General features: G+C 75.7%; 23 protein-coding genes. 15 read left to right on the top strand and 8 right to left on the bottom strand.

The features are described from left to right. The first annotated feature begins 177 nt into the window (after nucleotides 1–177). From ACFPP6_RS29115 to ACFPP6_RS29105, 3 genes are all read left to right on the top strand, one after another. Nucleotides 178–531, top strand: coding sequence for a hypothetical protein (locus ACFPP6_RS29115; protein WP_382048520.1), 354 nt, complete (start codon nucleotides 178–180; stop codon nucleotides 529–531). A gap of 84 nt (nucleotides 532–615) precedes the next feature. Further along, nucleotides 616–1,752, top strand: coding sequence for an L-histidine N(alpha)-methyltransferase (locus ACFPP6_RS29110; protein WP_382048517.1), 1,137 nt, complete (start codon nucleotides 616–618; stop codon nucleotides 1,750–1,752). A 15-nt stretch (nucleotides 1,753–1,767) separates the two neighbouring features. Beyond that, nucleotides 1,768–2,400, top strand: coding sequence for a hypothetical protein (locus ACFPP6_RS29105; protein WP_382048514.1), 633 nt, complete (start codon nucleotides 1,768–1,770; stop codon nucleotides 2,398–2,400). A 3-nt stretch (nucleotides 2,401–2,403) separates the two neighbouring features. Here the strand turns inward: ACFPP6_RS29105 and ACFPP6_RS29100 are convergent, their stop codons facing one another. The 6 genes from ACFPP6_RS29100 to ACFPP6_RS29075 form a co-directional block, all read right to left on the bottom strand. After that, a complete protein-coding gene (locus ACFPP6_RS29100; protein ID WP_382048511.1) occupies nucleotides 2,404–7,179 on the bottom strand; it encodes a coiled-coil domain-containing protein in 4,776 nt (1,591 codons plus the stop codon). 30 nt (nucleotides 7,180–7,209) lie between these two features. Continuing rightward, a complete protein-coding gene (locus ACFPP6_RS29095) occupies nucleotides 7,210–8,049 on the bottom strand; it encodes a hypothetical protein (protein ID WP_382048576.1) in 840 nt (279 codons plus the stop codon). Nucleotides 8,050–8,451: 402 nt separating this feature from the next. Beyond that, complete coding sequence (locus tag ACFPP6_RS29090) at nucleotides 8,452–9,975, bottom strand: hypothetical protein (RefSeq protein ID WP_382048509.1); 1,524 nt, start codon at nucleotides 9,973–9,975, stop codon at nucleotides 8,452–8,454. A 67-nt stretch (nucleotides 9,976–10,042) separates the two neighbouring features. Continuing rightward, a complete protein-coding gene (pcp, locus tag ACFPP6_RS29085; protein WP_382048506.1) occupies nucleotides 10,043–10,687 on the bottom strand; it encodes a pyroglutamyl-peptidase I in 645 nt (214 codons plus the stop codon). 25 nt (nucleotides 10,688–10,712) lie between these two features. Beyond that, a complete protein-coding gene (locus ACFPP6_RS29080; RefSeq protein ID WP_382048504.1) occupies nucleotides 10,713–11,681 on the bottom strand; it encodes a DUF979 domain-containing protein in 969 nt (322 codons plus the stop codon). Then, the gene (locus ACFPP6_RS29075; RefSeq protein WP_382048501.1) at nucleotides 11,678–12,385 is read right to left on the bottom strand and encodes a DUF969 domain-containing protein; all 708 of its coding nucleotides are present in this window, start codon (nucleotides 12,383–12,385) and stop codon (nucleotides 11,678–11,680) included. The genes ACFPP6_RS29080 and ACFPP6_RS29075 overlap by 4 nt, the downstream gene beginning before the upstream one ends. A 102-nt stretch (nucleotides 12,386–12,487) precedes the next feature. On the opposite strand from ACFPP6_RS29075, the gene ACFPP6_RS29070 reads away from it, so the two are divergent. The 4 genes from ACFPP6_RS29070 to ACFPP6_RS29055 all read left to right on the top strand — a co-directional run bounded on the left by ACFPP6_RS29070 (nucleotide 12,488) and on the right by ACFPP6_RS29055 (nucleotide 15,523). Further along, complete coding sequence (locus ACFPP6_RS29070; RefSeq protein WP_382048498.1) at nucleotides 12,488–13,147, top strand: GntR family transcriptional regulator; 660 nt, start codon at nucleotides 12,488–12,490, stop codon at nucleotides 13,145–13,147. Continuing rightward, entirely contained in the window at nucleotides 13,144–13,917 is a 774-nt protein-coding gene (locus ACFPP6_RS29065; RefSeq protein WP_382048495.1) for a LamB/YcsF family protein, read from the top strand. The genes ACFPP6_RS29070 and ACFPP6_RS29065 overlap by 4 nt, the downstream gene beginning before the upstream one ends. Further along, complete coding sequence (locus ACFPP6_RS29060; protein WP_382048493.1) at nucleotides 13,914–14,561, top strand: 5-oxoprolinase subunit B family protein; 648 nt, start codon at nucleotides 13,914–13,916, stop codon at nucleotides 14,559–14,561. Before ACFPP6_RS29065 ends, ACFPP6_RS29060 begins: the two co-directional genes overlap by 4 nt. A gap of 65 nt (nucleotides 14,562–14,626) precedes the next feature. Continuing rightward, nucleotides 14,627–15,523 carry a 5-oxoprolinase subunit C family protein gene (locus tag ACFPP6_RS29055; protein ID WP_382048490.1) on the top strand — a complete coding sequence of 299 codons (897 nt, stop codon included), beginning with the start codon at nucleotides 14,627–14,629 and terminating at the stop codon, nucleotides 15,521–15,523. Nucleotides 15,524–15,622: 99 nt separating this feature from the next. Here ACFPP6_RS29055 and ACFPP6_RS29050 read toward each other — a convergent pair whose 3' ends face one another. Then, complete coding sequence (locus ACFPP6_RS29050) at nucleotides 15,623–15,778, bottom strand: hypothetical protein (protein WP_160330291.1); 156 nt, start codon at nucleotides 15,776–15,778, stop codon at nucleotides 15,623–15,625. A gap of 187 nt (nucleotides 15,779–15,965) precedes the next feature. Between ACFPP6_RS29050 and ACFPP6_RS29045 the strand changes: the two genes are divergently transcribed. The 5 genes from ACFPP6_RS29045 to ACFPP6_RS29025 all read left to right on the top strand — a co-directional run bounded on the left by ACFPP6_RS29045 (nucleotide 15,966) and on the right by ACFPP6_RS29025 (nucleotide 21,710). Further along, entirely contained in the window at nucleotides 15,966–16,397 is a 432-nt protein-coding gene (locus ACFPP6_RS29045) for an SPW repeat protein (protein ID WP_382048486.1), read from the top strand. A gap of 355 nt (nucleotides 16,398–16,752) precedes the next feature. Beyond that, nucleotides 16,753–18,174 carry a cytochrome P450 gene (locus tag ACFPP6_RS29040; RefSeq protein ID WP_382048483.1) on the top strand — a complete coding sequence of 474 codons (1,422 nt, stop codon included), beginning with the start codon at nucleotides 16,753–16,755 and terminating at the stop codon, nucleotides 18,172–18,174. Beyond that, on the top strand, nucleotides 18,171–19,565 hold the full coding sequence (locus tag ACFPP6_RS29035) for a hypothetical protein (RefSeq protein ID WP_382048480.1): 1,395 nt from the start codon (nucleotides 18,171–18,173) through the stop codon (nucleotides 19,563–19,565). The genes ACFPP6_RS29040 and ACFPP6_RS29035 overlap by 4 nt, the downstream gene beginning before the upstream one ends. A gap of 55 nt (nucleotides 19,566–19,620) precedes the next feature. Continuing rightward, a complete protein-coding gene (locus ACFPP6_RS29030) occupies nucleotides 19,621–21,405 on the top strand; it encodes a peroxidase family protein (protein ID WP_382048477.1) in 1,785 nt (594 codons plus the stop codon). Then, nucleotides 21,402–21,710, top strand: a complete 309-nt coding sequence (locus ACFPP6_RS29025; RefSeq protein ID WP_382048474.1) for a hypothetical protein — start codon at nucleotides 21,402–21,404, stop codon at nucleotides 21,708–21,710. Before ACFPP6_RS29030 ends, ACFPP6_RS29025 begins: the two co-directional genes overlap by 4 nt. A gap of 298 nt (nucleotides 21,711–22,008) precedes the next feature. On the opposite strand, the gene ACFPP6_RS29020 is transcribed toward ACFPP6_RS29025, so the two are convergent. Beyond that, nucleotides 22,009–22,470 (bottom strand): hypothetical protein, encoded by a 462-nt coding sequence (locus ACFPP6_RS29020; RefSeq protein ID WP_382048471.1) that lies wholly within the window; start codon nucleotides 22,468–22,470, stop codon nucleotides 22,009–22,011. A 173-nt stretch (nucleotides 22,471–22,643) separates the two neighbouring features. Between ACFPP6_RS29020 and ACFPP6_RS29015 the strand changes: the two genes are divergently transcribed. The 3 genes from ACFPP6_RS29015 to ACFPP6_RS29005 all read left to right on the top strand — a co-directional run bounded on the left by ACFPP6_RS29015 (nucleotide 22,644) and on the right by ACFPP6_RS29005 (nucleotide 26,223). After that, nucleotides 22,644–23,327, top strand: coding sequence for a response regulator transcription factor (locus ACFPP6_RS29015; RefSeq protein ID WP_382048468.1), 684 nt, complete (start codon nucleotides 22,644–22,646; stop codon nucleotides 23,325–23,327). Further along, a complete protein-coding gene (locus tag ACFPP6_RS29010) occupies nucleotides 23,324–24,778 on the top strand; it encodes a sensor histidine kinase (protein ID WP_382048465.1) in 1,455 nt (484 codons plus the stop codon). The genes ACFPP6_RS29015 and ACFPP6_RS29010 overlap by 4 nt, the downstream gene beginning before the upstream one ends. Before the next feature lie 62 nt (nucleotides 24,779–24,840). Continuing rightward, nucleotides 24,841–26,223, top strand: a complete 1,383-nt coding sequence (locus ACFPP6_RS29005) for an FtsW/RodA/SpoVE family cell cycle protein (RefSeq protein ID WP_382048574.1) — start codon at nucleotides 24,841–24,843, stop codon at nucleotides 26,221–26,223. Nucleotides 26,224–26,319: the final 96 nt, after the last annotated feature.

Here is a 26,319-nt window from a genome sequence, read left to right as displayed (position 1 = left end):
GGGACTCGAAGGCCAGTACGGTGATCGGACCGTCGTGGCGGCCACCCGTATGGCGGTAATTCCCTGCCCATGGGAACTATCGGGCACCGTCCATCGCTCTTGTGGAGGGAGCCGGACCGCTGCGGCCGGCCTCGGCACGGGAGGCGGCGGGCGCCGCCGACGAGGGGGTGAGCCGTCGTGGAGCGGGATCATGACGAGCCGTCGCGCCGGACGCGACCGCCGCTGTGGGTGGAGCAGCCCGCGCACCGGCGCCGGATGCCGGATCCGGTGCGCACCGCCGCGGTGCGCGCGGTCCTCTTCGTCGCCGTGACGCTGGTGCAGGCGATGGTCGCGGCGCTGTTCGCGATCGCCGGTTCGTGGCTGGCCCTGCCGGCGCTGCTGTGCACCCTGGCGAGCGTCGTGGCGACGACCTGGGCGGTGCTGGACGTGTGGGTCACGCGGCAGGTGTGGCGGCAGAGGCACGGAGTGGTGTCCGTGCCCAGCAGTTCGGCGCGCGCGGGCAGACGGGCCCGGCGTCCCGGCTTCCCCTGATCGTCAAGCGCCGGGTAGGTTCGGCGGTTGACGGTGTCGTACACCGGGCACGGGCGGGCGGACGGGCCATGGGGGGATGTACGGATGGCTGAGCGGGACCAGGCGGTGCATCGCATTCCGGAGGTGCTCCGGGATGCCGGCTGGACGGTGTGTCTGGTCGGTGAGGAACAGTCGGGCAAGCTGGCCCAGGTGACCGCGGGGTTACGGCGCGGCCCGGATCCCTCGGGCTCGGGAAAGCTGATCACCTCCGGCTTCTCCTACTGGGGCCTGGAGTCCACCGTGGCCTGGGCCCACGCCTGCAACGACCTGTACTACCCCGTGATGCGCGAGAGCATCGCCTCCTTCAGCCGCCGCTGGCGGGGCCTGAGCGAGAGACTCCCCGGCGGGCCGCTGCACTACGTGAGCCTCGGCCCCGGCACCGGGCAGAAGGACCAGGCCCTGCTGCGCTCCCTCGACAGCCGCGGCCGCTGCGGCTGCTACATACCGGTGGACGTCAGCGCCGAGATGCTGCGCCTCGCGCAGCGCGAAGCGCTGCAGCACCTGCACGTGCCCGCGGCGGACGTGCTCCCCGTCCAGCTGGACTTCTCGATGCCCGCCAACCTCGACCGGCTGGGCACCCTCATCCGCCGCACGGTCGGCAGCGAGCCCGTCGTGTACTCCCTGCTGGGCAACACCCTCGCCAACTTCGACAGCGACACCCAGCTGCTGGCGCTGCTGGCCGAGAAGCTGCTGCGGCCGCAGGACCGCTTCCTGCTGGAGGTGGCCAGCACCGCCGGGCAGGACGAGGCCGCGGCCCGCGCCGCCGCGCAGGAGTACGAGAACAGCCCGCGCTTCCGGGAGTTCGTCACCAGCGCCCTGCTGCAGTACACGGATCTGCAGATCGACATGAACAGCCTCACCTGCGAGGGCCTGGTCGAGGACGACCGGGCCCTGAAGATCAAGGTGATCTACCGCAACCGCACGGGGTCCGAGCTGCAGCTCACGCTGCCCGACCGCAGCACCGTCCGCTTCCCCGACCAGGACACCATCCGCCTCCTCCTCAGCCGCAAGTACACCCGTACCGGGCTGGAGAAGATGCTGGTGGACGCACGGGTCACCACGGTCGGCGAGACCCACGAGGCCGGGCACACGTCCTTCGACGGGCCCGCGTTCGGGATGACGCTGCTGCTCCTCGCCCCCGGCGACGGGACCCGGCCCGCCGGCCCCAACCCGTTCGACTGACGGCCCGGGCGCGCAGTGGGACTCCTCGGCCGGCTCAGCCGGCAGTTCTTCGCCGCCGCCACCATCGCCTGCCTGCTGGTCGCCCTCGGCATCTGCGTGTGGTGGCTGACCGTCGCTCAGGGGCGCGACGAGCACTTCGAGCCCGCGGCCTCCGGGCTCGCGCTCGTCGCCGCCATCACCGGGGTCTACGCCGAGCGCCGTGCGGCGGCCCGCGAGCGGCGCGCCCAGGCGCTGTACGCCCTCGCCGACGAGCTGGTGAAGAACACCGAGCTGGTCGGCACGGGCTTCGCGCCGCTGGACCGGTTCGCGCCCCGGGCGCGCGTCTACCCCCGGCTGCTGCAGTCGGCGACGGACGCCGCGCTGGTGTCCGGGGTGTTCTCCGAACCCGGGCACGACGAGCTCGTCGCCCTGCTGCACCGCTGGCGCGACGCCGTGCACGACTTCAACCGGCGGCTGGACCTCACCGAGCTGCGCACGTACGTCTCGCGGGTGCCGCCGGAGGAGCTGCTGGCCATCGACGAGGCCATGCACCGGCCCGGCGGGCAGCTCGACGGGCTGCGGCGGCTGCGGAGCAGCGTGGAGGAGCTGCTGCGGGGGCGGTACGCGGAGCCGGGGGTCGCGGCGCGGTTGCAGCAGCTCGATCCCTGAGGCCTACGAGCCGGCGCGTACCTGCTCGCCCGCTGCGAGCTCCTCCTCCGGCGGGCGGCGGTACATCCGGGTGGCCGTGATCTGGCCGTGCACCTGCTCCTCGTCGGGGTCCTGCTGCTGCGGCAGGCCCGGGCGCAGGTGCTCCTCCACGCTGATGTACTTCAGGCCCGCCCTCAGGTCGGCGTCGTTGCGCAGCCGGATGACCAGCGGGAACTCGGCCAGGGCCGTGGTGTCGAACAGGCCGGTGGTGTAGAGCAGCTGGACGCCGAGCGCGTCGGCGACGGCCCGCTGGAGCTCCAGCAGGTACGTGGCGTTGGCGCGCCCGATGGGGTTGTCGAGGAACAGGGTGCCCGCGTGGCGCTGCTTGTCGCGGCCGCGGTCGTTGCTGCGCAGTGCGGCCATGGTGCAGTACAGGGCGATGGCCGCGGTGAGCAGCTGGCCGCCGGAGAACACGTCGCCCATCTGCCGGACCGGCACCCGCTCGGCGCGCAGCACCGCGTCGGGCTTGAGGATCTCCACGGCGACGCCGCGCGGCTGCAGGGCCGCCTGGACGCCGCGCAGGAGCAGGGACATGCCGTCGCGGCGCAGGTCGGAGTTCTTCTTGACCGCCGAGCGGGTCGCCTCGTCGATGACCTCGCCGAGGCGCTCGGTGAGGGTGCTCTGGTCGGGGTCGTCGAAGCGGATGCGCAGGAACTCCTGGCCCGACCACTCCCCCAGGCCCTCGGGCAGGCGCGAGAGGCGCTGGGCGGAGCGCAGGGTGGTCAGGGAGGACTCCACGAGGCCGCGCAGCCGGTCCACGATGCTGTCGCGGTTGCGCTCCAGCTGCTCCAGCTCGTCGGTCAGCACCCGCAGGCGGGGGGCGAAGGCCTCGGCCCAGGCGGCGGCGTGCTCGGGCAGGGCCGCCGCGGGCAGCTCGCGGATCTGCTGGCGGGCGGGGGTGCGCACCTGCTCGTAGCGGGTGGAGTTGGCGTGCCGGACGAGGACGTCGCTCGCCTCGCGGACCGCGGACTCGGCGGCCGACAGGTCGCCGGCGCAGCCGCGCAGGGAGCGGCGGGCCTCGGCCGCGGCCTGGCGGGCCTCCTCCAGGCCGCCGGTGTACGGCTCGGGCTGCTCGGCGTCGTCCTCGGGGGAGTTGTCGCGCAGGAGGTCGCGCAGGAGGGCCGCGGTGTCGTCGAAGCCGGTGGCGGCGTCCTCGGCGGAGCGGTGGGCGCGCAGCAGGTCGCTGTGGGCGGTGCGGGCGCGCTCCAGGGCGTCGGTGCGGGCGGCGAGTTCGCCGGTGGCGGTGCGCAGGAGCTCCTTGGCGCGGTCGGCGTCGCCGGGGACGAGCTCCTCGGGGAGCTCGGTGTGGGCGTCGCCGTCGGCGGGGGCGAGGCGCTCGGCCTCGCCGCGCAGCCGGCCCAGCTGCTCGCTGGCCGCGGAGGCGCGGCTCTCCAGCATCTGGACGAGCTCCTCGGCGCGGGCCGCGGCGGCCTGCCGGGAGGGCCCGTCGGCGCCCTCGGTGCCCTCCAGGAGCTGGGCGGCGCGGGTGCGCACCTTGTTGGTGAGGCGGTCGAGCTCGTTGCGGGCGGCGCTCTCGTCGCTCTCGGCGCGGGCCTGCTCGGCGCGCAGGTCGGCGCCGACGCCGACCTTCTCGTAGACCTGGGACGCGGCGCGGTAGGCCTCGCGCAGGGCGGGCAGGGAGGCGGTGGGGGCCTCGCCGGCCTCGGGGACCTCGTCGGGGGCGCCGGCGATCTCCGCGCGCTCGGCGCGCAGGGCGCGGGCCGTGCGGCGGGCGTCGTCGGCGGCGCGCTGGGCGGCGCGGCGGTCCTCGTCGGCGGCGCGGGCGCGGTCGACGCAGACGGCCGCCCGCTCCTCGGCCTCGGCGGCATCCTCGGCGAGCTCGCGGGCGCGCGTCTGCCAGTTGGCGCGCTCGCGCAGGCGGTAGGCGAGCCCGGCGAGGGCGTCGGCGGCGCGGCGGGCGCGCTGGGCGGTCTCCTGCCGTTCGTCGCGCACACGGGCGGCCTCGGCGGCGGTCTCCTCCGCCTCGGCGCGGGCGGCGCGCAGGCCGGTCAGCTCCTCCTGGGCGGTGTCCGCGGCGGCGCGGGCGCGCGTGGCCTCGCCGGCCAGCTCGGCGAGGCGGCCGGCGGGGCAGCCGGCGCGCCAGGAGGCGAGGCGGGCGGCGAGGGTGCGGTCACCGGCGAGGCGGGCCGCTATGGCGCGGATCTCCTCGTCGCGGGCGAGGGAGCGCTCGCGCAGGGTGTGCCGCTCCTCGTCGGCCGCGCGCTCGTCGTGCATGGCGGGGTTGGGGGCGACGAGGAAGACGCCGGTGTCCTGGCGGCCCGCCTCCGGTACGGGGGCGAGCAGGGCCTCGGACGTGCCGACGGCGAGGGCGGAGCGGGGCAGCAGGGAGGCCGCGTCCAGCACCTCGCGGGCCCGGGCGTGGGAGTCGGTGTCGGTGATGACGACGCCGTCGACGAGCTCGGGGCGGGCCGCGAGGACGGCGGCGTGCCGGGCCGGGTCGACGGCCTGGGCGAGGTAGCGCCAGCCGGGCAGGGCGGGGATGCCGTGCTCGCCCAGGTACTCCACGGCCGCGAGGACGTCGGGGCGGGGCGGCAGCAGGCCGCCGTCGCCGAGGGCGCCGAGGATGCGGGAGTCGTCGGCGGCGGCGGTGCGCAGGTCGAACAGGTGCCGCTCGGAGGAGGCGACGCTGTCGTCGAGCAGCTCGCGCAGCGCGTCGGCGTTGCGGTCGAGCTCCTCGGCGGTCAGCGGGCCGGACCCGGCGCGGCGGGGCGCGGGCGCCCGGTCGTCGGCGTCGCTGCGGCGGGCGGCCGCCCGGACGGCGCCGGGGTAGTACGGGGCCTCGTCGTCCGGCGCGTCCTCGGCGGAGCGGCGCGGGGCGGGCGGCCTGCCGTCGCCGTGGCCGGCCTCGGTGCGCTGCCCGGGCACCTGGCCGGAGGCGGCCGGCTCGGGCAGGCCCAGCAGCTCGATCAGGCGCTGTTCGGCGCCGATGGACTCGGCGGCGCGGCGCTCGGCGTCGTAGGCGGACTCGGCGGCGGTGGCGGCGTCCGCGGCGCGGGCGGCGGCCAGCTCGGCGCGGCTCTCGGCGGCGGCCGTCTCCTTGGCCGCGTCGGCGGCCTGGCGGGCGGTCTCCCGCGCGGACTCGTACGCGGCGACGGCCGGCTTCTCGGCGTCGCTGGCGGCGAGGGCGGCGCGGGCCGGGTCGGCGTCGTCGTCGATCCAGCCGGCGCGGACCGCCTCGGCGGTCTCCTGCTCGACCTCGGCCAGGCGCTGGCGCAGGTGGCCGGATTCGCTGCGGGCGCGCTGGGCCTCGGTGGCGGCCGCGGTGGCGTCGCGGTGGGCGGCCTCGCTCGCCTCCTGGAGGGCGGCGGAGCGCTCCTCCTCCTCGTTGGCGCGCTGCTCGCCGGTCCCGGCGGCGGTGTTGAGGGCCCGTACGAGCTCGGTGGCGGCCTGGGCGCGGGCGGCCAGCGCCGGGGCGGCGTCGCGCTCGGCCTCGCGGATGGCGGCGGCGACGCGCGCGGAGCGGTCGGCGGCGGCGCGGTGGCGCAGGACGGTCTCGGCGGCCTGCCAGGCGGAGTGCAGGGTGCGGGCGTCGTTGAGCTCGCGGCGCTGGGCGGCGGCGGCCTTCTCGGCCGCGGCGAGGGCCAGGGAGGCGTGCCGGTAGGCGATCTCGGCGGCGACCAGGGAGCTGCGGCCGCGCCCGGTCTCGGCGTCGGTGACGGCGTCGGCCGCGGCGGCGACCTGCTCGGCCAGCTCGCCGGCCCGGCCGCGCTCCTCGAAGGCGCGGGCGGACAGTCGGCGGGCGAGGCCGCGGGTGCGGCGCTCGGAGCCGGCGTGCACGCCGCGGGCCTGCTCGCGCTTGACGGCCGCCTCGGCGATGCGCGACAGCAGGTCGAGGGAGCCGGCGGTGAAGTCCCGCTCGGCGGTGAGCTCGGCGCGGCGGCCGAGCTTGTGGGCGAAGCCGTGCACGAGGTCGGCGAGGCCGTCGGTGTCGCGGGTGTCGGTGACCGCGCGCAGCAGCAGGTCGGTGAAGTCCGAGTCGTTCTTGACGGCGAAGAGGCCCGCGGCCTCGCCCTCGTCGGCGTTCATCTCGCGCTGGTAGCGGAAGAGTTCGGGGTCCAGGCCGAGCTCGCCCAGGTGCTCGTTCCAGCGCTCGTGGATCTCCTCCCAGACCACGTCCAGGTGGGGGTAGGCCTTGCCGGCCTCGGTGAGGGCGTCGCGGAAGCCCTTCATCGTGCGGCGGCGCCCCCGCGCGCCGGAGGTGCCGTCGGCGGCGGAGCGCATCGCGCTGGACTCGGCGACGGGCAGGGCGTCCAGGCTCAGGCCCGGGCCGGGGCGGAAGGAGTACCAGGCCTCGGCGAACTTGCGCGGGTCGTTGGAGACCTGGCGGCCGCGCCACTCGCTGACCTTGCCGACCACGATGGTCTCGCCCGTCAGGACGTGCTGCCACTCCAGGGCCACGTGCCCGCAGTCGTCCGCCAGCAGGAACTTGCGCAGCACGCCCGAGCTGGCGCCGCCCAGGGTGTTGCGGTGGCCGGGCAGCATGACCGAGAAGATCAGCTTGAGGAGGACGGACTTGCCGCCGCCGTTCTCCAGGAAGAGCACGCCGGCCGGGGCGGGCCGGCGCGGCGGGCCGACGGGCTCCTCCTCGAAGAACTCCGCCTGCGTCGGCGCGGGCGTGGGCACCGGCGCGCCCACGCCCCGGAGGTCCAGCACGGTGTCGGCGTAGCGCGCACCGGCGGGCCCGATGGAGTAGAGGCGGACCCGGGACAGCTCGTACATGGCGGACTCTCGTGTGTGGCGGGACGGTGGTCAGGCGGAGGGGCTGTGCTGGTTCTCGAAGAAGGGCAGGCCGGCGTCGGCGACCAGGTCGAGGGCGTCGGCGCCGTCCGGCGGGAGGAGGGTCGCGCTGCCGTCGCCCACGGGCACGATGCCGAGCTCCAGCAGCTCGGCCATGGCGGCGGTGCCGGCCATGTCGCGGACCTGGAGCTGGTAGCGGGCCGTGGTGCGGTAGGCGCCGCCGGCGTCGTCGCCGGTGCGCTGCAGGAAGCCGGAGTCGACGAGGAAGGCGACGGCCTTGGCGATGATGCCCGTGGTGGAGCCGGCGAGGCGGCGGGCGTCCTTGGTGGCGCCGGTCGCGCTGCGGCGCGCGTAGACCCGCCAGGCGGCCTCCAGGCCGGGGGCGTCCGTCGTCGGGTCGGTGTTCTCGCCCTGTTCGGCGGCGCGCTCCTCCAGGCGGCGGCACGCCTGCCGGACGAACGCGTCCACGCCGTTGACCGTGAGCCGGCCGATGTAGCCGTCGTCGGCCAGGTCCTCCGGGCGGGGGAAGGCCAGGGCGGCGACCGCGAGGTGGGCGAGGCCGTGCAGGAAGCGGTCGCCGGAGTCGACGGTGGCGCGGCGGGCGTAGTCGCCCATGCGGACGGCGAAGACGGAGTCCTCGGCGGCGGTCACCGCCATGCCGGCGCGCGTGGACACCTCCAGGACGATCAGGCCGAGACCGGCCGCGACGGCGTCCGCGAGGCGCGCGAACGCGGGGTCGTCGCGGTGGCGGCGGAGCAGCTCCGCGTACTCCGCGTCCCGCGCGGGCACGAGTTTGGGCTGCAGGCCGAACGCGACGAGGCGCGCGGCGTCCGCGGCGTCCGCCGGGGTCACGGTGCCGGTGCCGCCGGTGGCGGGCGCCTCACCGCTCTCGGGTTCGCCCGTGCCGGGCTCGTCGGCCGGGGCCTCGGCGTCGTACTCAGTCACGGTGTGCTTCTCCTGCGGAAGAGGTCATGCGGTGGGTTCGGCGACGCCGGGATGCGCCGTCGCGGCCGGTCGCCGTCGCGGCGGAAGGGCGAGCCCGGCTTCCCGGGAACGCGTCGTCGGCCGTTGCGGCCGCGAGGCGGCTCTCCGTGCCGGTGCGGCTGCCGATGCCTTCTTTCCCGCCGCAACGGCGAGGAGACGTACGGTGCAGCCCGGCGGTGCCGGGACGGCCGCACGCCGTCGGCGTCGCCCGCGGGCAAGCCGCCATGCCGAGCCGGGCGCGGCCCCGGGCCGTACGCCGCAGGCGCCCCGTCATGACGCCTCCGCGCGGTCCGCCGCCATTCCGGCCGCGTCCAGGAGGGCCGTGCCGACGATGAGGTCGGCGCCGCCGAATTCGGGGTCGTCGAGGACCGTGCCGTCGTCGACGGCGAAGAGCAGGGACTGCTCGCCCTGGCGGTAGGCCGTGCCGACCGCGGGGCTCGCGGCGTGGACGGCGAGGAGGGCGACGAGGTAGGGCAGTTCGGGGTCGCGGCGGCGGGCCTCGGCGAGGAGGCCGGAGAGGCGGCGCGGGGCGTCGGGCGGCAGGGCGAGCAGCTCCATGGCGCTCGCCAGCTGCTCCTCGCTGAAGCGGCTGTCGTCCGGCGTGGCGATGAGGTCCGGCTCGGGCATCTCCGCCCCGAGGTGCTCCCGCTCGGCGGGCGGGGTGAGCAGCATGTCGACGAGGTCGCCGACGCGGACGGAGACGGGCGTGCGCAGGCCCGTGCCGCGGGCGAAGAAGGCGTCGGTGACGCGCCCGGCCTGCTCCAGCGGCAGCGGCAGCACGGGGGCGAGGAGCTGCCCGTAGAGGTCGAGGCCGGCCCGGCCGGCGGAGGTGGCGAACGCCTGCCGGTCCTGCTCGGCGCGGAACAGCGGCCCGGCCTCCAGCAGGCGGGACTGCAGCTGGGTGTGGCGGCGGATGCAGTCCTTGACGATGTCGACGAGCTCGGCGGCGCGCCGCTTGTTCTCGGGCTCCTCGGCCTCGTCGCGCGCCTTGCGGATGTTGGTGAGGATCGCGTTCTCGTGGCGGTAGCGGTCGGCGACGTGGTCGAGCGCTTCGGCGATCATGTCGGGCACGGCGCGCAGCCAGTCGACGGCGCGGACGTTGCGCCGGGTGGCGTCGAGGGTCTTGCGGAGGGTCTCGGCGTACTGCACGGTCCGGTAGCGGGCCTGCTCGGCGGCGAGCTGGGCGTCGGCGAGGCGGCCCCGGCTGATGAGGACCTCCAGCTTCACCTCGGCGGCGATCTGGGCGCTGGTGACGTCGGTGTCGAGGGCGCCGACGAGGACGTTGACGGCCTCGTCGGTGGTGCGCAGGAAGACGGTGCCGCCGGGCCCGGGCACCTCCTCGACGAGCTTGAAGTCGTAATCGCGCCGGACGTAGACGCCGTCGGCGCCGAAGGTGCCGTAGACGGCGCGGAAGCCGCGGTCGACGCTGCCGACGTTGATGAGGTTCTCCAGCACCCAGCGGGCCACCCGCTCGTGCTCGGCCTGCGGGCGCCCGGGGGCCTGTGCGGCGACGCGCGGCTGCAGGCGGGCCACTATCTGCTCGTGGTCGGCGCCGGTGTCGAAGTCCATGTTGAGCGTGACCAGGTCGATGGCGGCGAGCGCCACCTCCGCCATGGCGTAGACGCCGTACTCGCCCGCGAGGTTGGCCTTGCGCGCGTCCAGGTCGTGCAGCGGCGCGGTGCAGGCGAGCGCGCGCAGGCGGCGGGCCAGGCCCTCGTCGGCGGCCGGGCCCGGTGCCGGCCGCGACGGCCCGTTGAGCTGGGGCGGAGCGGCCGCCGGGGCTGGAGAAGTCACGTCGCACAGAGTAGGCGGTCGCACGGACAACGGACGAAACGGCACGGGCGGAATGTCCGCCACGTCCCTAGTGTGTGGCTCCGCCTTCCGCACGGATGTCCGTGGTCCGCCCGGCGGCGGTGACGGCGATCACACAGAGTGCCTCCGCGGCGGCGGGGACGGGCAGGGAGGGCAGGGCCCGGTCGGTGACCTGCCCGGGGGTGTAGGGGACGTGGACGAAGCCGCCCCGCAGCCCGGGGCGTTCGGTGGCGGCGAGGTGCATCAGGCCGTAGAAGACGTGGTTGCAGACGAAGGTGCCCGCGGTCTGGGAGACCGAGGCGGGCAGGCCGGCCTCCCGTACGGCGGCGACGCACGCCTTGACGGGCAGGGTGGAGAAGTAGGCGGCGGGGCCGCCGGGGACGACGGGCTCGTCGACGGGCTGCGCGCCGGCGTTGTCGGGGATGCGGGCGTCGTCGATGTTGACGGCGATGCGCTCGACGGTGACGTCGGGGCGGCCGCCCGCCTGCCCCACGCACAGCACGACGTCGGGGGCGGTGCGCTCGACGGCCTCCCGCAGGGCGTCGAGGGAGGCGCCGAAGGCGCAGGGCAGCCGGGCGGTGGAGAGGACCAGTCCCTCCGGCGGGTGCGCCGCGGCCGCGCGTACGGCTTCCCAGGACGGGTTGAGGGCCTCTCCGTCGAAGGGTTCGAAACCGGTGAGCAGGACGCGGGTCATGGTGGTCGTTCCCTTCCCGGGGCCGTCAGACGGCGAAGAGGTACATGATGGCGATATTGCAGCCGAGCAGGGCGACGGCCGTGGGAAGTTGCGCCTTGATGGGCCCGTACTGGTCCTTCAGTTCGAGCAGGGCCGCGGGGACGATGTTGAAGTTGGCGGCCATGGGCGTCACGAGCGTGCCGCAGAAGCCGGCGAGCATGCCGATGGCGAGGACGGCCGGGCCGTTGCCGTGTTCCTGGACGACGAGGACCGGCCAGCCGACGGCCGCGGTCATGACGGGGAAGGCGGCGAAGCCGTTGCCCATGACGACGGTGAACAGGAACATCCCGACGCAGTAGACGACGACGGCCAGGAAGAGGGAGCCGTCGGGCAGCACCGCGGTGGTCATCCTGCGGACCTGGTCGCCGACGCCGGCGACGGAGAAGATGGTGCCGAGGGTGGCCAGGAGCTGGGGCAGCAGCATGGCCCAGCCCATCGACTCCAGCATGGACCGCCCGGCGTGCACGGGCGTCGAGAGCCGCTTCTCGCGCAGCATCACCATGCCCACCACGAGGGCGACGACGGCACCGATACCGAGTCCGAGGATGGTCTCGCTGCCCTTCTGCAGGACGGGTTCGCCGTTCGCGGAGAGCTTCTTGACGCCCACCGCGCAGACCAGGGCGACGACGGGGATGGTGAGCGCGGGGACGAAGAGGCGGTTGCCCCACCGCTCGGCCCGCGCCTCGCGCTGCCCGGGCGCCGCCGCGGCCCCTTTGCCGCGGCCGGTGAAGCCGAAGCCCGCGAGGCAGACCATGACGAGGACGGCCGCACCCAGGGGTTCGGCGGGGGCCGACTTGTCGGCGACCCAGGTGCCGTAGACGAACCCGAGGCCGAGCAGGCCCCAGAAGGCGGCGGTGCCGAAGCGCTTGGGGTTGGTGCGGTCGGTGAGCATCTGCGCGGCCATCACCAGGAAGATGCCGCCGACCAGCCAGTAGAACCACTCGGCCTTGATCACTTGACGTTCTCCCCGGGCTCGGCGTTCCGGCCGGGCCCCGTGGCCCCCGCGAGCAGTTGGCGGTCGAGCCGCAGCAGCCGCCAGCCGTGGATGGCGAGGGCGCACAGGGCCGTGGGAACGGCCCACAGCGCGAGCTGCAGCGGTTCGAGGTGCGTGTGGTACGTGGTGTTGACGAAGCCGGTGATCAGCAGGATCGAGCCGACGGCCAGGAAGACGTCCTCGCCGAAGAAGAGCCCGACGTTGTCCGCGCTCGCGGCGAACGAGCGCACCTTCTCGCGGGCCTTCTCGCCCAGCGGCCCGTGACGGCGCTCGGCGGCGCCCTCGGCCATGGGCGCGGCGAGCGGCCGCACGGTCTGGGCGTGCCCGAAGACGTTGTTCAGGCCCACGGCGGCCGCGATCTGGCGCAGCAGGAGGTAGAGGGCGAGGAAGCGGCCCGCGGTGAGCCCGGCGAAGCGGGTGATCAGGCGGCGGGCCTGTTCCTGGAGGCCGTGGTGTTCGAGCAGGCCGATGACGGGCAGCGTGATCACGAAGATCGTCACCGAGCGGCTGGAGGCGAACCCGGTGCCGAAGGCGGCCAGGACGCGCTGGGGCGAGAGGCCGCCGAGGAGGCCGGTGACGATGCCGGCGGCCCCGACGACCAGCAGGGGGTTGCGTCTCGTGGCGAAGCCGAGCACGACCACGAGGACGCCCAGGAGAACGATCATGCGCTCCGCCTTCCGGGATCCCGGACGGACCTCACTGGATCAGGTGAGGGGATTGGCGAGGAGGCTAAGATATTGTTCAACAATTCTCAATAGGTATTGGGGATGACGATGGCCCTGTCCACTGCGCAGCGCGTGGCCGACGTGCTCCGCGACCGCATCGAGGGCGGCGGTCTGCCGCCCGGCACCCGGCTCTCGGAAGAGGCCCTCGGCCGGGACCTCGGGGTCTCGCGCAACACGCTGCGCGAGGCGTTCCGCCTGCTCATCCACGAGAGCCTGGTCGTGCACCGGCTCAACCGCGGCGTCTTCGTCCGCGTCGTCGACCCCGCCGACGTCACCGACGTCTACCGCGTGCGCGCCGCCCTGGAGTGCGCCGGCGTCCGGGCCGCCGCGGGGGCCGGGCGGCCGCTGCGCGAGGCCGTGACCGCGGCGGTGGACGAGGCCGAGCGCGCCGCCGCCGGGGGCGACTGGCAGGAGGTCGGCTCGGCCGACCTGCGCTTCCACCGCGCGCTGGCCGCCCTGTCCGGCAGCCCGCGCATCGACGCCGCGATGGACCGGCTGATGGCCGAACTGCGCCTGGCCTTCCACGCGATGCCCTCGGCGCACCGCTTCCACGAGCCCTTCCTGGCGCGCAACCGCGCCCTGGCGACGCTCCTGGAGGACGGCGAGTACGGGCGCGCGGAGAGCGAGCTGACCACCTATCTGGACGACGCCCGGGAGCTCATCCTGGGCGCTCTGCGGGAGCGGGAAGGGGAGAACGCATGAACGCCCACGGCATCGCCGTGCTCGACCTCAACGCCGACCTCGGGGAGGGCTTCGGGCGCTGGCACCTGACCGACGACGACGCCCTGCTGTCCGTGGTGACGAGCGCGAACGTCGCCTGCGGCTTCCATGCCGGCGACCCCTCCACCATGCGCCGGGTCTGCGAGCGGGCCGCCGAGCGGGACGTGCGCATCGGCGCGCAGGTCTCCTACCGCGACCTGGCCGGTTTCGGGCGCCGCGCCATGGACGTGCCCCCGGACGAGCTCGCCGACGAGATCACCTATCAGATCGGCGCCCTGCGCGCCTTCGCACGCGCGGCCGGCTCGGACGTCGCCTACGTCAAGCCGCACGGAGCGCTCTACAACCGCACGGTCGCCGACGCCGAGCAGGCCGCGGCCGTCGTCGCCGGGGTGCTGCGCGCGGGCGGGGCCCTGCCCGTGCTGGGCCTGCCCGGCTCCCGGCTGCACGAGGCCGCCGCCGGGGCCGGACTGCCGGTGGTCACCGAGGCGTTCGCCGACCGCGCCTACACGGCCGCCGGCACTCTGGTGCCGCGCCGGACCCCCGGTGCGGTCGTCCTCGACCCGGACGCCGTCGTCGCCCGCTCCGTGCGGATGGCCCGGGAGGCGGCCGTCACGTCCCTGACGGGCGAGGAGGTCACGATCCGGGCCCGCTCCCTGTGCCTCCACGGCGACACCCCGGGCGCCGCGGACCTCGCCCGCCGGGTCCGCGCCGCGCTGGAGGACGCGGGCGTCCGTCTCGAGGCCTTCGCATGACCGCGCACCGCGCGGACGCCCCGGCGCCCTGCCGCCCCCTGCGCGTCGGCCCGCACGCCCTGCTCGTCGAGGTGGCGGGCACCGAGGAGGCGCAGGCGCTGCACGCCGAGCTGCTGCGGCGCCGTGCCGACGGGACCCTGCCGCCCGTGACCGAGATCGTGCCGGCCGCGCGGACCGTCCTCCTCGACGGCCTGGCCGACCCGCAGGCCCTCGCCGCCGACATCGTGCACTGGGACGTGCCGCCGCTCGCGGCCGCCGGCAGCGAGCCCGTCGTCCTGCCGGTCCGCTACGACGGGGCCGACCTCGCGGAGGTCGCCGCCCTGTGGGGGGTCGCCGAGGGCGAAGTCGCCCGCCTTCACTCCGGTCTCGAATTCCGCGTCGCGTTCTGCGGCTTCGCCCCCGGCTTCGGCTATCTGACCGGCCTGCCGGAGCGCCTGCACGTGCCGCGCCGGGCCACGCCCCGCACCTCCGTGCCCGCCGGCGCGGTCGGCCTGGCGGGCCCGTACACCGGCGTCTACCCCCGCTCCTCCCCCGGCGGATGGCAGCTCATCGGCCGTACGGACGCGGTCCTGTGGGACGCCGCGCGGGAACCGGCGGCGCTGCTGGCCCCCGGCACCCGCGTACGGTTCGAGGTGAGCACATGACCGGGACCGGAACGGACAGCCGAACGCCCGGAACGGACGGCCGCGTGTCCGCAACGGACGGCCGCATGTCCGCAACGGACAACCGCCCTGCCGACGACGCGCCCGCCCTGACCGTCGTCCGGCCCGGCGCCCTGACGACCGTGCAGGACCTCGGCCGGCCCGGCCACGCGCATCTGGGCGTCGGCCGCTCCGGCGCCCTGGACCGGCCCGCGCACGCGCTCGCCAACCGTCTCGTCGGCAACCCGGCCGGCCACGCCGCGCTGGAGACCACCGTCGACGGCTGCGCCGTGCGCACCACGGCGGCCGTGACCGTCGCGGTGACCGGCGCCCCCTGCCCGGTGCGGGTGGACGGCCGCCCGGTGGCGTGGGGTGCCGCGGTACGGGTCCCGGCGGGCGCGGTGCTCGACGTGGGCCGGGCCTCCTGGGGGCTGCGCAGCTACGTGGCGTTCGCGGGCGGCCTCGCCGTGCCGCCCGTCCTCGGCAGCCGCTCCCGCGACCTGCTGTCGGGGCTCGGGCCGGAACCACTGGCCGCGGGAGCGCAGCTTCCGCTCGGCGCGCCCTGCGGGCCGTCCGCGGGGGCCGACGCCGTCCCGTGGCCGGGCCCGCCGGTCGGCGCCCTGGTGCTGCCGGTCGTACTGGGGCCGCGCGACGACTGGTTCACGCCCGCCGCGCTGCGCACCCTGGCCGGGGGCGACTTCCGGGTGGCGGCCGCGAGCAACCGGATCGGACTGCGTACGGAAGGGCCGGCCCTGGAGCGCGCCGCGGAGGGCGAGCTCCCGAGCGAGGGGATGGTGCTGGGCGCGGTCCAAGTGCCTCCGGACGGCCGCCCCGTCGTCTTCCTCGCCGACCACCCGACGACCGGCGGCTATCCCGTCGTCGGCGTGGTGCCCGAGGCGGAACTGGCCGCCGTGGCGCAGGCCGTGCCCGGCACGCCGGTGCGGTTCGTGCCCGTGCGGGGCTGACGCCGCCGCGACGGCCGCGGCCCCGGGGCCCGGCCGGTGCCGGTGCCCCGCTGCCGGCCGCCGCCCGGGGCGTGCACCCCGGGCCTGCGGCCCCCGCGTTCAGTCCAGGCCGCGGATGATGTGCGACTCCGCGTCGGGGTCCTCGCCGGTGCGTTCCGGCGTCTCGCCCGGGACCGGGCGGCGGGCCCGCGCGGTCTCCTCCCGGGTCTCGCCCCGGTGCTGCATCCGCTCGCCCTGTCCCTTGAGCTGCTCCACGGCCGCCTCCTCGCATCGCCGAACCCCCGGAAACCGACTGGCCGGGTTCCCTCAGGGTGACGGGCCGAAACCGGCCCCCAACACAGGGGAAATCGCCAGATATGACGACCCCCATTCAGGTGAAAATCCCTCCAATCAGGTTAAAATGCAGGCAGGTCCGACCTGACACTGAAAGAAGGTGGCTGACGTGACCGCTCCTACGTCGCCCCGGATAGAACAGCACCCGGACATCCTGGCGCTCCGCGCCCACTCCGAAGCGGCGACGAGCACGCCCGTCGCCCAGGCCGTCGAGGCGCTCGCCCTTCTCTGCGGTGTCTATCTGGCCGCTTCGCCATGGATTGTGGGCTTCAGTGGCGCATTCACTCTTGCCATCCACAATGTGATCGTGGGTGCAGCCTTCGCATGCCTGGTGGGTGGTTTCGGCTCCGCCTACGAGCGCACGCACGCGATGAGCTGGGCCGCCCTGTGCCTCGGTGCCTGGACGATCATTTCCCCCTGGGTCGTCTCCGGGCACGCGTTCATCACCCACGCCGTCGTCAGCAACGTCGTCGCCGGAGCGGTGGCCTGCCTGGTGGCCCTCGCCCTGGCACGCATGGGGATGGCGAGGTCACGGCGCTGACCGCCGCACGGTCTGGAAAAGGCTGAATTTCGCCGTTCTCGCCGTTCACGCCGTCGCCTTGTGACGGTCTTCCGCCTCCGGCCCCGCCGCCCGCACACCGGGCGGCGGGGCCGGAGCGCGTCCCGGGCGGCGAACGCCGGGCCGCAAACACCCGGCTGCAAACACCGGGCGGCAACGACAACCGCCCGATTCACTCCGGGGGATGAAAACTCGGGTGATCTTCGTACCTGATGACTCCGCCGGACGGGAAGTGGCAATGCTCCCCCTCCCACTGATCACTCCAACCTCATGAGGTCCGACGCATGACGATCGAGGCGCTGCCCGAGGGGCCGCGCAACCGGGGGAAGGCCCAGGGATGAGTCACCTCTACAGCTACAGCGCGCCCGGGGTCGGCACGGGCCGGGGGACGGCACTGCCCACCGCGTCCGCGGGTGAGAACCTCCGGCTCACCCTCGCCTACTTCCTCCCCAACTACCTCAAGGGCGTCTTCCGCTCCCGGCCCCGGATCGCCGCCCTCCTCGCCCGGGCGGACACGTCCCGGCGCGGCCTGGAGACCATGCGCCGCCTGCGCCGCCGGTACGGCCGCGGCCCGGTCATGGTGCGCGGCGCCGCCGGCCCCACGCTCCTCGTGCTGGACGCCGACGACGCCCGGCAGGTCCTCTCCGGACCGGTGGGGGTGTACGCGGTCGACACCTGGGAGAAGGTGAGCGGCTTCGCGGCCGTCCAGCCCGAGACGCTGGTGGCCTCGCACGGCCGGCAGCGCGTGGTGCGCCGGATGTTCAACGACGCGGTCCTGGACGCCGGCTGCCCGGTGCACCGCCTCGCCGACCGCTTCCTGCGCGTCGCCGGCGAGGAGGCCGCGGCCCTGCTGGGCCCCGAGGCGGTGGCCGGGCTGCGCCCGGAGACGCTGCGCGAGGGCTTCGAGCGCGTGGGGCGGCGCTGCTTCCTGGGCGAGGCGGCAGCCGACGACGAGGAGTTCTCCCGGCTCCTGGCCGGGCTGCTCGCCGAGGCCAACTGGATGGGGGCGCGCCGCTGGCGGGCCCGCCGCACCCGCCGGCTCCGCCGCAAGATGATGCAGCGTCAGGCCCGCTATCTGTACGAGGCCGATCCGCGCAGCCTGGCGGGGCTGTTCGCGGCTGCTCCCCGCGGCCCCGAGACCGCCCCGGAGTGCCAGGTCAGCCACTGGTTCATGGCGCTCGGTGCGCTGAGCGCCGTCACCACGCAGACGCTCGCCCTGCTCGCCACGCACCCGCGCCACCACGAGCGCGCGATGGAGGAGATCCGGGCGGCGGACCGCACCCACGGGCCGCGCACGGTCCCCGGCTTCCTCGGCATGCCCTACCTGCGCGCCTGCGTGCAGGAGGCGGCCCGGCTGTGGCCGCCGGTGGCCGGCCTCGCCCGCCGGACCACCGGCGAGACGCGCTGGCGGGACTCGGTCGCGCCGGGCGGGGTCAACGTCCTCGTGCCCGCCGCGTTCCACGCCCGCGACGGCGAGCGGATCGGGTACGCGCACCGGTTCGCGCCCGAGAAGTGGCTGGACGGCACCGCCGAGCGCGACTGGGCGGTCAGCCCGTTCAGCCGGGGCGAGGCCCAGTGCAGCGGCATGGAGCTCGGCCTGCAGCTGGCCACGGCGTTCGTCGCCGAGCTGCTGCGCGGCGGCGAACTGGCCGTCGCCGGGGTCCGGCTCGGCCCCGGCCACCCGCTTCCGTACACCTTCGACACCTCGCGGCTGCGGATCGGGATCCGCGCCGCCCGTACGCCGGAGGAGGGCGCATGACGGCCGAGGGCACGCCGGGTTCCCGGGACACGGGGACCGGCCCGGAGGATGCGGCGGCCGCCCGGCTCGCCGCCGTGGCCCGCGAGCTGGGCGAGGCCGCGGGAGCCGTCCGCGCGGCCGGGCTCGCGGTCACGGCCGTCGCCACCGACCCCGCACTGCTCGCCTCGCTCGGCCGCTCGCCCCGCCGCGGGCTGCGGGCGGCGCAGGCCCTGGCCCACGGCCTCACCGACGCCGCGGGGCTCGGCTACGCCCCCGACGGGGGGCGGGCCGGCCGGATCGCCCGGCTGGCCGGAGCGGTCGCCGTCCGCAGGAGCCTCGCCGCCGACCTGGCGGCCACCGCGCTGCGGCTGCGGATCCGGCTGTGCGCGACGCGGCACGCGGAGTACGCCGCGCAGAGCCCGGTGCGGCGGCTGCTCGTCGCCGTCGAGGCCGGGCTGCCCGAGCTGGCCCTGCGCATCCTCGGGGAGCGCGTGCGCGTCCGGGGCGCCGGGCACACCCTGGCCGCGCTCGCCCCCGCGCTCGGCGACGTGAGCGCCTGGAGCGCGCTGACGGACGGCAACCCGTTCAACGACGCGGCGGCCTGGCACACCGTCACGGGCACCGCGGCCGGGGCCGGGGCCGGTTCCGTGCCCGGCCCCCGCGCCGAGGCCCGGCCCGGCCTCCTCCGGAGCCGGGAGAAGGCCGTCGCCGAGCCGCCGGACCCGGCGTTCCTCGACGGCCTGGACGACGACGGCGGCATCACCGCCCACCTGCGCAACCTGGCGGCCCTCGGCCACGGCAGGATGCTCACCCGGCACGTCACCGGCCCGGACGGCGTCGCCCGCTGCCTGGTGCTGCTGCCCGGCCCGGGGTTCGTCCTGCCGCGCACGGCCTCCCCGCAGGAGCTGGTCGGGGCCGTCGCCGGGCTGAACCGCGGCGACTCCCCGTACACCCGGGCCGTCCGCGAGGCCCTGCTGCGCACGGTGCCCGAAGGGATGCCGGTCGCGCTCGTCGGGCACGGCCACGGCGGCGTGACGGCCGGGCACCTGGCCCGCGCCCCGGAGGCGGGCACCCGCCTGTGGTTCACGCACGTCGTGGCCGTCGGCTCCCCGGGCGGGCCCCGGTGCCCGCACGACCCCCGCACCCGCGTAGTGGCCCTCGCCGAGGAACACGACCTGACGCCCCGTCTGGGAGGCCACAGCCCCCTCCCGGCCCTCCCCCCGCACCCGGGCCTGCTGGAGATCACGTGGGCGGACCCCTCGTACGACGTCCCGCAGTGCCACGGCGCGGAGGCCTACGCCCAGAGCCTCGACAAGACCGCCCCCGAGGCCCGCGACCGGGTGGACGAACTGCTCGCCCCGTACCGGGGCCGGGCCGGGCGGACCGTCGTCCACCGCCTCCCGGCCGGGTAGGCCGGCGCGCCCGAGTGTCCGAAGCACCTTCTGCAACCCTCACGGAGAACTGTCGATGACGCCGGTACCGCGCCGCCGCGAGTGGCACTCCCTTCCCTTCCCCCTGGCGCTGCTGGAGCTCAGGAGACAGCGGCAAGTGCTGCGGGCGCACAACCTGCACGACACCTACGGGGCCGGCGGGGAGCGCCCCCGCACGCCCACCGCCGCGCTGCTCCCGCACCGCAGCTACGACGGCTCGGGGTACGACCCCGCCGATGCCGACATGGGCCGGGCGGGCACCCGGTTCGACCGCAACTGCGCCCTGCCGGAGACCTTCCCCGAGCCCGAGGACGACGGTCTGCTCTCGCCCAGCCCCCGGGAGGTCAGCCGGCAGCTGCTGCGCCGCCGCTCCGGCTTCCGCCCGGCCACGGGGCTGAACCTGCTGGCCGCGGCCTGGATCCAGTTCCAGAACCACGGCTGGTTCAGCCACGGGGAGAACAAGACCGACGGCCCGCTGGACGTGCCGCTGGCCGCCGACGACGACTGGCCGCAGTGCCCGATGCTCGTACGCCGCTCCCGCCCCGACCCCGCCCGCCGCCCCGGCTCCACCGGCCCGGCGCAGCCGCCCACGTACGAGAACACCGTCAGCCACTGGTGGGACGGCTCCCAGCTCTACGGTTCGAGCGAGGAGCGCTGCCGGGCCCTGCGCACGGGCGAGCGGGGCAAGCTCGCCCTGACGGACGGACGGCTGCCCGACGAGACCGCGCCGGGGCTGTCCGGCATCGACCTCACGGGCTTCAACGACAACTACTGGGTCGGGCTGTCCCTGCTGCACACGCTCTTCGCCAAGGAGCACAACGCCATCTGCGACCGGATCGCCGCCGCCCACCCCACGTGGGGCGACGAGCGGCTCTTCCAGACGGCCCGGCTCGTCAACGCCGCCGTCATGGCGAAGATCCACACCGTGGAGTGGACGCCGGGGGTGGTCTCCCACCCCGTCACCCGGGCGGCCATGCACATGAACTGGTACGGCGTCCTGCCCGCCCGGGTGCGGCGCCGGGTGGGCCGGTTCGGCACCGGCGAGTCGCTGTTCGGCATCCCCGGCTCCCCCACGGACCACCACACCGCGCCGTATTCGATGACGGAGGAGTTCGTCGCCGCCTACCGGCTGCACCCCCTCATCCGCGACGAGTACGCGATCCACTCGCACCGCACGGGCGCGCTGATCGAGCGGACGGGCTTCGACGGGCTGCAGGCGCTGGCCACCCGGCCGGCGGTGGACAAGTACGGCCTCGCCGACCTGCTGTACTCCTTCGGCGTGATGAACCCCGGCGACATCACGCTGCACAACCACCCCGACTGCCTGCGCGACCTCGCGCGGATCTCCGGCGAACGCGTGGACGTCGGCGCGGTGGACATCCTGCGCGACCGGGAGCGGGGCGTCCCGCGCTACACCGCGCTGCGGGCGGCGCTGCACCGCCCGCCGGTCTCCGGCTTCGAGGAGCTGACGGGGGGTGACGTGGGGCTCGCGGCCGAGCTGCGCGAGGTCTACGACGGCAGGCTGGACCGCATCGACACCATGGTCGGCATGTACGCCGAGCAGCGGCCGCGGGGGTTCGCGTTCAGCGACACGGCGTTCCGGGTGTTCGTCCTGATGGCATCCCGGCGGCTGAAGAGCGACCGCTTCTTCACCCGGGACTACCGCCCGGAGGTCTACACGCCCGAGGGCATGGAGTGGATCGACCGCACCGGCATGACCGACGTGCTGATGCGCCACCACCCGGAGCTCGCCCCGGCGCTGCGGGGGGTGCGCAACGCGTTCGCGCCCTGGCGGATGCTGCGGCCCGGGGGGATCCGGTGACGGGCGGCGGCGCGGAGCACGCGCCCTGGTCGCGGCCGGTCCGGGCACAGGCCTGCTCGCTGCGGGAGCAGGCTGCCCGGCTGCGGTCGAGCGCCGAGGAGGTGGCCTCGCTCGGCGCGGAGGGCGCGGCCCTGCACAAACGGATGGTCGCCCATGCGGACCGCGCGGAGACGGCCGCGCGCTCACTGGAGCGCGCGGCCGATGCCCTGGCCCGGCACGAGGCGGTTCTCGCCGCCCTGGACCGTCGCCTCGCGGGCGACGATTCCGGCGGCCGGCCCGGCCCGGGCCGCCCCCGGTGGCACTAGCCCCGCCGGGGCGGGCCCGGGCCCGGACGACGGCGCGGCCACCGCTCCGATGCCGCCGGCCCCTCGGCGTCGTGGTCGCGCGCCGCTGCGGTGGGGAGGCGTTCGACCGCAGCGGCCGGAGCCGGCACTGCAACGGTCGTGCCCGTGCCCCCGGCTTCCGCCGGACCCGCCCCTCCGTGCCCGTGGCCGCTGCGGCGGGAGGTTCTTCCGCCGCAGCGGCCACGGGCAGCCTTGTCGCGGGCGGTCGCCGCCGCGGCGGGCAACCGCGATCGTGGAACCCGGCGGTGCCGGCGCCGGTCTAACGGGTCGCCAGCGCTTCGGCCGGCTCGCGGGCGTACCAGCGGTCGTCGCGGAGCTCGGCCAGGCCGTGGCCGGCGAGGCCCTGGACGTGCTTGGTGACGGTGCGCGGCTGGTATCCGGCCGCCGCGCAGAGCTCTTCCAGGGACGCCCCGGCGGTGCCGTACGTCCGCAGGCTCTCCCACGTGCGCACGATGTGCCGGCCGAGCTCGGGGGCGGCGGCAGGCCGGGCGGCACGCTCCGGCACCGCGGCCTGCCGGGCCGCCGCCCGCTCCAGGGGCCGCTCCGGCGCCTTCCGCGCCACCGGCTGCCGGGCGGCGGCCGGCGCGGCGGGCTGCGCGGCCGTGTGGGCGACGGCCGGCTGCGGAGCGGCGGCCGGGGAACGGCGGCGGACGGCCGCGCCGACCGGGCGCGGAGTGCGGTTGACCCTGCGGTGCCTGCGGCCCTTCTGGCGTTTGCTCATGGATGTACCACTGCTCCGTCCTGTGGCGGGGTGCGTTGCTGCGTGCTCTCCCCCGGGTCAACCCGGCGGTCATCAGGCGGTTACGGCCATGTCTTCGAGTGTGCGGGACATCACGCGTGAGCCCGGCAGGGCACGCCGCAAGTGCTTCTGGTGGCATATGTGACGCTTGGGGCGTGCGCATTCTGATAGTCGAGGACGAGACGGGGCTGGCCGATTCCCTGCGGCAGGGGCTGGCCGCCGAGGGCCATCTGGTGGACGCCGTCCACGACGGCCACCGCGGCCTGGAGGCGGCGCTCACCGGCGTGTACGACGTGATCGTGCTCGACGTGATGCTGCCGGGCCCGAGCGGCTACGAGATCTGCCGGCGGCTGCGCGGGCTCGGCCAGTGGACGCCGGTGCTGATGCTGACCGCCAAGGACGGCGAGTACGACGAGGCGGAGGGGCTCGACGCGGGGGCCGACGACTACCTGTCGAAGCCCTTCTCGTTCGTGGTGCTGCTCGCCCGGCTGCGCGCGCTGGGCCGCCGCCGGGGCGGCGGGGGCGCACCCCCGCTGCGCGCCGGCGACCTGGTGCTGGACCCCGCGGCGCGGCGCTGCCTGCGAGGCGGCGTGGAGATCGAGCTGACCGCGCGCGAGCTGTCCGTCCTGCAGTACCTGATGGCGAACGCCGGGCGGGCGGTGGCCAAGCGCGACATCCTCGACGAGGTGTGGGACTTCCCCGGCGACACCGACCCGAACATCGTGGAGGTGTACGTCTCCTCGCTGCGCAGGAAGATCGACGCGCCGTTCGGCCGGCGCACGATCGTGACCGTGCACGGCACCGGCTACCGCATCGCCGCGGACGGCGGCGGCCCGTGACCGCCGCGCGCCGGCCGAGGCTGCCGCGCACGCTGCGGGGCAGGTGCGCGGCCGCGGCGGCCCTGGCGATGGCGGTGGTGCTGGGCGTGGGCGGCACCTGGCTGTACACGGTGCTGCGCGCCAACCTGCTGGACACCACGACCGGCCGCACCGAGCTGGCCGCCCGCGAGGTGGCCGCGCAGGCGGACGCCGGGGAGCTGCCCGCGCTGCTGGCCTCGCCCCGCACGGGCGTGGACGTCGTGCTCGTCCTCGACGCGCACGGGGAGGTGGTCGCCACCACGCGGCCGTCGGCGGAGGCGCTCGCGCGGGAGGTCGCCACGCTGCGCCCGGACGCGGGACACGACGCGGCCCACCGCATCCTGTCCGGCGGCCCGGCGACGGGCGGCGACCGCGGCGGCGTCGTGGTGGTGCGTGCCGCGGCGCCGCCGGGGCCGGGCGGGGAGCGGCAGGAGCGGTACGTCTACGCGCTGACGGTGCTCAACGACGTCGACGACGCCACGCACGCCATCGCGCTGGGCCTGCTCGCGGGCGCCCCGCCGCTGATCGGCCTGGCCGCGGCCATCGCCTGGGCGGTGACGGGGGCGGCGCTGCGCCCGGTGACCACGATCCGTACGGAGCTGGCGGCCGTCACCGCGAGCGCGCTGGACCGGCGGGTGCCAGTGCCGGCGGCCGGCGACGAGGTGGCGCAGCTGGCCCGTACGGTCAACGCCACGCTGGACCGGCTGGAGCTCGCGGTGGGCCGGCAGCGGCAGTTCGTCGCCGACGCCTCGCACGAGCTGCGCAACCCCGTGGCCGCGGTGCGCTCCCGGCTGGAGGTGGCGCTGGCCGCGCCCGGCGGTCCGTCGCCCGAGGGCGTGCGGGCCGCGCTGGAGGACACCGTGCGGCTGCAGCACGTGGCGGCGGACCTGCTGCTCCTGGCCCGCTTCGACGCGCGGGCGCCGATGGCGGCCGGGGAACCCGCGGACCTCGCGCTGCTGGCGGCCGAGGAGGCGGCCAGGCGCCCGGCCCCCCGGGTGCCGCTGGTGGTGCGCGCCGCGGCTCCCGTGCCGCTGCGCGGCCGGACGGGGCAGCTGGAGCGCCTGCTGGCGAACCTGGTCGACAACGCGCTGCGGCACGCCGCCTCGCGCGTGGTGATCACGGCGTCGCTCGACGGGGCCGCGGGGCGGGCGGTGCTGGAGGTGGCCGACGACGGGCCGGGGATCCCCGAGGAGGAGCGCGAGCGCGTCTTCGAGCGCTTCGTCCGGCTGGACGCCGCGCGGGCCAGGGAGAGCGGCGGCAGCGGGCTGGGGCTGGCCATCGCCCGGGAGATCGCGCGCGCCCACGGCGGGGGCCTCGACGTGGCGCCGGGCAGGAAGGGGGCCCGCCTGGTGGCGTGGTTCCCGCTGCCCGGGGGCGCACCGCCCGAACGGTCCGATTCCGGAGGACTCGACTCCGGAACACCCGATTCCTGAAGGTTCGCTCAGGAATCTCAGGATTCCTTCAGGCGGCGCCGACGATAGTGATCGGTGTGACCGTGGATTCCGTGCACCCCTCCGGCCGTGACGAGCACCGCGCGCAGGCGCGGGACCCGTCCGCCGCGGCACGGCGCAACCAGGAGGCGCTGCTGCTCGGCCTGGCCGTCCTGATCAGCTGTTCCGGCTACGCGTACACCGGCCTGGCGACGACCGACCGGATACCCGGCGGCTTCGCCGGATTCGCGGGCGCGATGGCCTGCCTGGCGCTGGTGCCGCACCTGGCCGCGCGCCGCTGGGCCCCGTACGCCGATCCTCTGATCCTCCCCCTGGCCGTGCTGCTGTCCGGGATCGGCCTGGTGCTGCTGTACCGGCTGGACTTCTCCTACGGCGAGCGCTACTCCTCGGACCCGACGGCCTCCAACCAGCTGATGTGGACGGTCATCGGCGTGGGCCTGTGCGTGGGCGTGCTCGTCGCGCTGAAGGACCACCGCCGGCTCCAGCGCTCCATCTACCTGACGATGGCCGTGGCGCTGGTGCTGCTGATGGCCCCGGCGTTCTTCCCCGACGACACCTACGGCGCCAAGCGGTGGATCTACCTCGGCTCGCTGTCCTTCCAGCCGGGCGAGTTCGTCAAGACCATGATCACGGTGTTCTTCGCGGGCTACCTGGTCATCCACCGCAACGCGCTGGCCCTCACCGGCCGCAAGGTGCTGGGCGTGCGGCTGCCGCCGGGCCGGCAGCTCGCGCCGATCCTGGCGGTGTGGGTGCTGAGCCTGCTGGTCCTGGTCTTCGAGCGGGACCTGGGCACCTCGCTGATCTTCTTCGGGCTGTTCGTGGTGATGCTGTACGCGGCCACCGAGCGGTTCAGCTGGGTGCTGTGCGGCCTGCTCATGGCATCGGCCGGCGCCGTCGTGGTCGGCTCGGTGGAGCCGCACGTCAAGGGCCGGATCGACGCCTGGCAGCACCCGTTCGAGGCGCTGCACAGCCAGCAGGCGGGATCGGACCAGCTCGCGAAGGCCCTGTTCGGCTTCGGCAGCGGCGGGATCACCGGCACCGGCCTGGGCCGGGGCCACCCCGAGCTGATCGGCTTCGCCGGCCGCAGCGACTTCATCCTCACCACGGTCGGCGAGGAGCTGGGCCTGGCCGGCACGATGGTCGTCCTCGTGCTCTACGCGCTGCTGGCCCAGCGCGGCCTGAGCACCGCGGTGACCGCGCGCGACCCCTTCGGGAAGCTGCTGGCCGTCGGGCTCGCGGCGGCCCTGGCCCTGCAGGTCTTCGTCGTGGCGGGCGGGGTGATGGGCCTGATCCCCCTGACCGGCAAGGCGCTGCCGTTCCTCGCCAAGAGCGGCTCCTCGCTCGTCGCCAACTGGCTGATGGTGGCGCTGCTGATCCGCATCAGCGACAGCGCGGGCCGGGCCCGGGCGGCGCGGCGGCCGGACTGAACCCGGGCGGCGCGAGGGTGACGCCTTGTTGACCGAGGCACCCATCTCTGCCGACGCTTGCCTGTAAGCAGGGACACTCAGGAAAGAGGCGCGCGG

The organism is Streptomyces aureoversilis, assembly GCF_042657885.1.
GTDB lineage: Bacteria > Actinomycetota > Actinomycetes > Streptomycetales > Streptomycetaceae > Streptomyces > Streptomyces aureoversilis.
Note: the sequence above shows the minus strand (reverse complement) of the source record. Positions and strands in the feature narration are given on the sequence as shown.